This window comes from Botrimarina sp. (assembly GCF_040219535.1).
Classification (GTDB): Bacteria; Planctomycetota; Planctomycetia; order Pirellulales; family Lacipirellulaceae; genus Botrimarina.
Window position 1 is genome coordinate 162,707 of record NZ_JAVJSH010000025.1, and the last position, 7,343, is coordinate 170,049.

A 7,343-nucleotide genomic window follows, 5' to 3' on the forward strand; every position below is an offset into this window, starting at 1 on the left:
GGATTGGGGATTGCGGGTCTCGCAGCCGCCCAACCTCAGCCGCCGCACTCCAGCAAGTCATCCGCAATCCGAAATCCACAATCCGCAATGAAAAAGCTCCCCCCGCGCGACAAGGTCAAAGCGGCCGACACCTGGGACCTCTCGAAGCTGTTCGAGTCGGACGACGCGTGGGAGGCCGCGTTCACCAAGTGGGAGAAACAGATCCCCAAGTACGAGAAGTACAAGGGGACCCTCGGCGACTCGCCGAAGCAGTTGGCCGACTGCCTCAAGTTCGACAGCAAGCTCGAGCGCGACGGCGAGCGGCTCGCCTACTACGCGATGCTGAAGACCACCGAGGACCAAACCAACAGCGCCTACCAGGCCATGATGGCCCGCCTGCAAAACGCCGCGAGCCGCGCGGCGCAGGCGGCCAGCTTCATCCGGCCGGAGGTGCTCGGCATGTCCGACGCGAAGCTCAAGAAGATGCTCGCGGCGAAGGAGCTGGCGCACTTCCGGCTGCTGCTCGAGCGGATGGCTCGGTACAAGCCGCACACGCTCTCGGACTCCGAGGAGCGGCTCCTCGCGATGCAGAGCGAGATGGCCGGCGCCGCTAGCCAGATCTTCCGCCAGCTGACGGACGCCGACATGAGGTTCGGCGAGGTCCCCGACGAAGCGGGAAAGCCCGTCGAGCTGACGCAGTCGTCGTTCCAGGCGCTGCTGCTCTGCCCGACCCGGAAGGTCCGCAAGCAGGCGTTCCACCAGTTCTACGACGAGTTCGCGGACCACAAGAACACGCTCGCCGCGTCGCTCCGCGGCTCGGTGCTGAAGGACGTCTACTACGCGCAGGCGCGGGGCTACCGGTCGGCGCGCGAGGCGTCGTTGTTCGACGACAACGTGCCGGTGAGCGTGTACGACAACCTGATCTCAGCGGTGCGCTCGAAGCTGCCGGCCGTGTACAAGTACCTCGACCTCCGGCGCCGCAAGCTCAAGCTGAAGGAGCTGCACCACTACGACACCTACGTGCCGATCGTCGGCGGGCTCGAGAAGAAACGCAGCTGGGACCAGGCGGTCTCGGCCGTCGTCGCCGCGCTCGAGCCGCTCGGCGACGAGTACTGCTCCACGCTCCGCGCGGGCCTCACGGGCGACCGCTGGTGCGACCGCTACCCGAACAAGGGGAAGAACTCCGGCGCGTTCTCCGCGGGCAGCTACGACGGCCCCCCCTACATCCTGATGAACTACCAGCCCACCGTGCTGGACCACGTGTTCACGCTCGCCCACGAGGCGGGGCACTCGATGCACAGCTGGTACTCGTCGAAGACCCAGCCGTTCGAGTACTACAACTACACGATCTTCGTCGCCGAGGTGGCGAGCACGTTCAACGAGCAGCTGCTCAACAAGCACCTCCGCGAGCAGGCCAAGAGCGACCAAGAGCTCGCGTACCTGATCAACGACGAGATCGACTCGATCCGCGCGACGGTCGTGCGCCAGACCATGTTCGCTGAGTTCGAGCAGCGGGTCCACGCGATGGCCGAGGCCGGCGAGCCGCTCACGCTCGAATCGTTCCGGGGCGTGTACCGCCAGCTGCTCGACGCGTACTTCGGCGCGGACTTCGCGATCGACGACTGCCTCGAGCTGGAGTGCCTGCGGATCCCCCACTTCTACAACGCGTTCTACGTGTACAAGTACGCGACCGGCCTGTCCGCCGCGATCGCGCTGAGCCAGCGCGTGCTCGCGGGCGGGCAGGAGGAGCTCGGCGACTACCTGTCGTTCCTCAAGGGGGGCTGCAGCAAGCACCCGCTCGACCTCTTGCGCGACGCGGGCGTCGACATGGAGAGCCCCGAGCCGGTCCAGACCGCGCTGGACCACTTCGAGGGCCTCGTCGACCAGCTCGACGATTTGCTGTAGACCGCTTGGCGGTCTTTACCTTGGCGCCCACTCGGCGAGTCGCCGCACGGCGACGCCCCCGCCGGGGACTTTTCCCCCCACGCGGCATTCTGTGTAAACTGCAGGGCTGCTGAGGCGACGCTCCTCCGGCGTGGGGAGAGCGGTGCGCCGTGGCCGGGGCGGCTTGCGGGCCTCCGCGGCGCGGGATTCTTGGCGCGCGAACCAGGAGCAGGGACATGTCCATCGTCGAAGAAGCCGTCAAAAGCGGCTTGATGCCCAATCCGAAAGACCTCGAGGTCAACAAGCTCTTCCGCGCGACCGTCAAGTACGAGGCCTCGGACCTCCACCTGAAGGTCGGCAAGCCGCCGATGGTGCGGGTGGGCGGCACGATCCGCGAGCTGCAGCGCGGCCCGATCTCCGACGAGGAGATGGTCAGCCTGCTCGTGCCGCTGATGAACGACCGCAGCCGGAAGATCTTCGACCGCGACGGCGGCGCCGACTTCGCGCACACCGTCGACGTCGACGGCACCAACTGGCGGTTCCGCGTGAACCTGCTGCAGCAGCTGGGGCACATGGGCCTGGTCGCGCGGCGCGTGAACAGCTGGATCCCCGACTTCGAGGGGCTCAACCTCCCGGCCAGCGTCGAGAACCTCTGCAAGTTCGACCAGGGCATGGTCCTGCTGGCCGGCGTCACGGGTTCGGGCAAATCGACGACCATCGGCTCGATGCTCAACTGGATCAACCACCGCTACCGCAAGCACATCCTCACGCTCGAGGACCCGATCGAGTTCGTCTTCACCGAAGAGAAGTGCCTGATCAACCAGCGGGAGATCGGCTTCGACGTGGTCGACTTCGAGGTCGGCATGAAGCACGCCGTCCGCGAAGACCCCGACATCATCCTCGTCGGCGAGATGCGCGACCGCGAGACCTTCATGACCGCGATCCACGCCGCCGAGACCGGCCACCTGGTCTTCGGCACGATCCACGCGTCGAGCGCTCCGTCGACGATCGGGCGTATCCTCGACCTCTTCCCGCAAGACATGCACCCCGCGCTGCGCAGCGCGATGGCGTTCAACATGCGTGGCATCATCGCGCAGAAGCTGCTCAAGAGCATCAAGCCGGGCGTGTCGCGTGTGCCGACCGTGGAGATCATGAACTTCACGTCGACGATCAAGAAGCTGATCCTCGAAGAGAACGACGAGAAGCTCGGCGACGCCATCCGCATCGGCGCGGAGGACGGCATGCAAGACTTCACGCAGAGCCTCAAGGGGCTCGTGGACAAGGAGCTCATCGACCGCGAAACGGCGATGGAAGTCGCCCCGAACCGTGAGGCCCTCAAGATGGCCCTGAAGGGCATCGACGTTTCCCAAGGCGGCATCCTCTGATGAGACAGTTGGTAGCGACCGAGTCGGGCGGCAGGAATTGGGCCGCTGTGCGGGCACTGGGCCGCGTCGCCGTGGCGTTGGCGGCGACGGGCTGCGCGCCGTCGGCGCTGGCGCAGGTGGGCCTCGCCGAGCAGGGCGCCGTGCTCGACATCCAGAACGAGGCCGCCGGCCGCGGCCGCTCCGACCGCGGCGCCCAAGCCCCCGCGGCCGGCGAGGCCCCCGGCGAGCAGCCAGCCGAAGCCGCCGACGCCGAAGCCACCGCGGCCGAGCCATCGGCGCCGTCGATCCAACGCGACGAGTGGAACGACCAGCACTCGATCTTCCGGCAGAGCGAAGCGAGCGTCAGCTGGCTGAAAATCGTCCCGGTCGTGTTGCTCTTCCTCGTTTGGGTGCGCAGCGGCGACTGGGTCAACAAAGACTCCCACCGCTTCGCGCTGGGGCACACGACCTGGAACCCGGTTATCGCAGCGCCGTTCCCGATCGCGTTCTTTGTCTCGCTGCTGATCCCGAACTACTTCGTCGGCCTCGCGCTGATGAGCCTCGCGTGGCTGGGGCCGTTCGTCGCGTACGTGGTGCACCACAACAAGTCGGTGGAGCGGCACGAGACCGTGTTCACCGGCAGCTGGTGGCGCTACCAGCTCGCGCTGCTCGGTCGGAAGGTCGGCCTCAACATCGAGGCGGAGAAGAAGGCCGGCTACATGCGCGGGCCGGCCGTCGACCTGGCCGCCCGCGGCGGCGACGAGCGCACCAACCAGGCGAGCCTGCTGACCGCCCGCCAGTCGCCCGGCTACGTGCACGTGAAGGAGCTGGTCTCGGAGATGGTCGATCGGGGCTCCAGCCGCGCGCTGCTCGACTACACGGCCGAATCGGTCGGCGTGCGCTACACGATCGACGGCGTGTGGCACCCCGGCGAGCCCCGCGACCGCGAGTCCGGCGACGTCATGCTGGCCGTCATGAAGCAGCTGGCCAACCTCAACGTGAACGAACGCCAGAAGAAGCAAGAGGGCGAGTTCGGCGCCGTCTACCAAGGGAAGAAGTACGACTGCGACGTCGCCAGCCAGGGCGTGAAGTCCGGCGAGCGGGTGATCGTGTCGCTCCGCGGAGAGTCGCTCAAGGCCGGGTTCGGCTCGCTCGAAGAGCTCGGCATGCGCGAGAAACTCCGCGAGCAGTGGCTGCGGATCATGAACGCCGAGTCGGGCGTGATCGTTTACGCGGCCATGCCCGAGGGGGGGCTGACCACGCTCGTCGACATCGGCCTCACGGAGACCGACCGCCTGCTCCGCGACTTCTTCGCTCTGGAAGACAAGAACGAGCCGGAGTCGGACATCGAGAACATCCAGCCGCACTTCTACGACGCGGCCAAGGGCGAGTCGCCCGCCCCGATGATCCCGAGCCTCTCGCGCAAGTACCCCAACGTGTGGGTGGCCCGCGACCTGGTCGACCAGCAGACCGCCGAGCTGCTCATGGCGGAGGTCGAGCTCGACCGCCTCCTCATCACGACGGTCCACGCCAAGGACGCCGGCGAGGCCTGCCTGCGCGTGCTGAAGAAGAAGCTGCCCCACAAGGGCTTCGCCCGCAACGTGATCGGCGTTCTCGCCACGCGGCTGATCCGCAAGCTGTGCCCCGACTGCAAGGTCGCCTACGACGTGACCCCAGCGTTGCTCAAGAAGCTCGGCATCCCGCAAGGCAAAGTGACCAAGTTCTACCGGCCCCCGAAGGGCGAGGAGATCACCAAGCCGTGCCCGACCTGCTCCGGCATCGGCTACCGGGGCCGCACCGGGTTGTTCGAGTTGCTCGAGCCGGACGACCAGTTCCGCGAGAAGCTGCTCAAGGACCCGCAGCCGGAGACCCTCCGGAAGGCCGCCCGCTCGGCCGGGATGCGGACCTTCCAGGAAGAGGGCATCCTGCTCGTGGCGAGGGGAGTGACGTCGCTGCCCGAGCTGCAACGCGTGCTGAAGGAATGAACGCCCCCGGCGAGCGATCCCGGTAAGCGGCGCCCCACCAACGAAGCAACGACATGAACCTCTACTACGCCTTCGCGGGGATCATCGCCTTCGCCACGTTCGCGATGATGGTGCGCGAGGGGATCTGGAACAACTTGATCAACACGATCGCGATCGTGATCGGCGGGCTGACGGCGTTCGGCGTGCACCAGCCGCTGGTCGTGATGCTCGACGAGCGGCTCGGCGGCTCGTACACGTACCTGCTCGACTTCCCCGTGCTGTGGGGAGTGTTCGCGCTGGTCACCGGCGTGCTGAAGCAGCTGGCCAACCAGCTCTCCGACACCCGGGTGAGCTTCCCCGACGAGGTCGACAACTACGGCGGCGCGGCGATCGGCCTGCTCGGCGCGTACGCGATGACCGGCTTCGGACTGGCCACCTTCCACACCGCGCCGCTCAGTTACGACCTGGGCCGCAACGCGTACGCGATGGGCGTCACGGCGAGCGAAGCCGAGCAAAGCTTGAGCGACGCGAGTGGTCCGCTCCGACCGGATGTAGTTTGGCTGGGGTTGGTCGACTACACGATGAACCCCGCGAGACTCGGCGAGGCCGGTTTCAGCGCACCGCTGTGGGTCGCCGAGCACGGGCGGCACCGGCAGGCCTTCGAGTCGATCCAAGAGACCGCGGTCAAACGCTCCTAATCCCCCGCTCCCGACCGAAGCGGCATGGAAGAACAGCAGGCCAACCGAGTGGCTCTCTCCGACACGCTCACCGACGACGTGGTCGCGTACCGGTCGCTGAGCACGCTCGCCGTGCTCGGTGCGGTGACCGCCGTGCTGTCGTGCGCCGCGCTGGTCACGCCGTACCTGAGCCTCGCGCCGCTCGTGGCGGCGGTCCTCTCGGCCGCCGGGCTGCACTCGGTCCGTTCGAGCCCCGAGTCGCGCACCGGCGAGGGGCTGGCGGCGGCCGGGCTGGCCTTGTCGCTGGCGGTGCTGGTCGCCGTCACGGTCCGCGACCGCTACGCGCAGTCGCTCAACGTCACCGCGGCCGAGGCCGTCGCCGGTGAGTTCCTCGATCGCATCGCCCGGGGCGACACGGCGGGCGCTTTCGAGCTGACGCTCGACCTGCCCAGCCGCCAGCCCACTCCCGAAGCGGCCCGCGACAAGTACGCGGCCGACGAAGCGGCCGCCGAGCGCCTCGGAGAGTTCGTCGCCGACGACACCATCCAGCGCCTGCTGGCCGACGCGCGGGCCAAAGAGTTCGATCCCCAGGCGGTGGGCCGCACGCGGATCGACCGCTCCGGCCCCGGCCAGATCGGCGGCCTCTGGACCTATCGGCTGCCGGCCACCTCGGCCGGCCCGGCGACCGGCCTCATGCTGAAGGTCGAGCGGCCGGCGAAGACCGGCGCCGGCCTGGCCGCGTGGCGGGTGTCGCAAGTCGACTTCGCGCGTCCGGCGGACTGAGTAAACGGGGTCGACTCTCCGGTCGCCACGCAGCCGCTCCGTTTTTAGGCTCGGCAGCTCTTTGCGCCGCACGCGCTTCGCAGCCCGCACAGCTTATCGCCCGAGGGCGATCGGGGCCGTTTTTTCCGCTCCGGCCGACCGCTCACCGTGCATGCGGCCCGCTGGCTTCGTCGATATCACGAGCGATCAGGCGATACACCCTGGCAGAGCGGCGTGCGGTGCGTCGCGCAGGCGGAGACAAGACCCGTACGCTCGCCAGTCGGACGGATGCGAGCAAATTTCCCCCAGAAGGAGCTGATGGCGATGACCCTGCGATGGACCATGAGCGCCGCTCTGGTCGCCTTCGGTGGCGCGACCGCGTCTGCCGAGACGGCGATCGAAGCCGCGTTCGACTACCAACTGACCTGTTGTGAGACGCCCGCCTGCTGCGATGAGCCGTCGTGCTGTGCGGAGCCAAGCTGCGGCTGCGACGACGGCTGCTGCGGCGACGGCCTGTGCGGCGACGGCTGCGGCGACGCTTGCGGCTGCGGATCGACCTGCGGCCTCGGCCTAGGCGGCGGCGGGTGCTCGTTGCTGGGCGACTGCTGCCTGGGCGACGCGTACGCGCTGAAGGACTGCGTGGACCCTTGCGGCTGCTGCCCGATCGACTTCGGCGGGTGGACGCAGTTCGGCTTCCACACCGACAACATCCG

Annotated in this window: 5 protein-coding genes and 1 pseudogene; all 6 read left to right on the forward strand. The window is 67.9% G+C overall.

The features are described 5' to 3' along the window. Positions 1–87 precede the first annotated feature (87 nt). Positions 88–1,884: an oligoendopeptidase F gene (pepF, locus tag RIC11_RS15650; RefSeq protein WP_350212951.1), complete on the forward strand. Its 1,797-nt coding sequence runs from the start codon at positions 88–90 to the stop codon at positions 1,882–1,884. A gap of 215 nt (positions 1,885–2,099) precedes the next feature. Continuing rightward, positions 2,100–3,248, forward strand: a complete 1,149-nt coding sequence (locus RIC11_RS15655; RefSeq protein ID WP_350212953.1) for a type IV pilus twitching motility protein PilT — start codon at positions 2,100–2,102, stop codon at positions 3,246–3,248. Then, complete coding sequence (locus RIC11_RS15660) at positions 3,248–5,212, forward strand: ATPase, T2SS/T4P/T4SS family (RefSeq protein WP_350212955.1); 1,965 nt, start codon at positions 3,248–3,250, stop codon at positions 5,210–5,212. Before RIC11_RS15655 ends, RIC11_RS15660 begins: the two co-directional genes overlap by 1 nt. Before the next feature lie 53 nt (positions 5,213–5,265). Beyond that, positions 5,266–5,889: a hypothetical protein gene (locus RIC11_RS15665; protein ID WP_350212957.1), complete on the forward strand. Its 624-nt coding sequence runs from the start codon at positions 5,266–5,268 to the stop codon at positions 5,887–5,889. A gap of 24 nt (positions 5,890–5,913) precedes the next feature. Then, positions 5,914–6,651: a hypothetical protein gene (locus tag RIC11_RS15670; protein WP_350212959.1), complete on the forward strand. Its 738-nt coding sequence runs from the start codon at positions 5,914–5,916 to the stop codon at positions 6,649–6,651. A gap of 267 nt (positions 6,652–6,918) precedes the next feature. After that, a pseudogene (locus tag RIC11_RS15675) lies at positions 6,919–7,343 on the forward strand (hypothetical protein); the annotation flags it as partial.

Bases quoted from the DNA above. Each gene is read 5' to 3' on its own strand.
- RIC11_RS15670 (WP_350212959.1), top strand. From the start codon at position 5,914: ATGGAAGAACAGCAGGCCAACCGAGTGGCTCTCTCCGACACGCTCACC.
- RIC11_RS15660 (WP_350212955.1), top strand. From the start codon at position 3,248: ATGAGACAGTTGGTAGCGACCGAGTCGGGCGGCAGGAATTGGGCCGCT.
- pepF (WP_350212951.1), top strand. From the start codon at position 88: ATGAAAAAGCTCCCCCCGCGCGACAAGGTCAAAGCGGCCGACACCTGG.
- RIC11_RS15655 (WP_350212953.1), top strand. From the start codon at position 2,100: ATGTCCATCGTCGAAGAAGCCGTCAAAAGCGGCTTGATGCCCAATCCG.
- RIC11_RS15665 (WP_350212957.1), top strand. From the start codon at position 5,266: ATGAACCTCTACTACGCCTTCGCGGGGATCATCGCCTTCGCCACGTTC.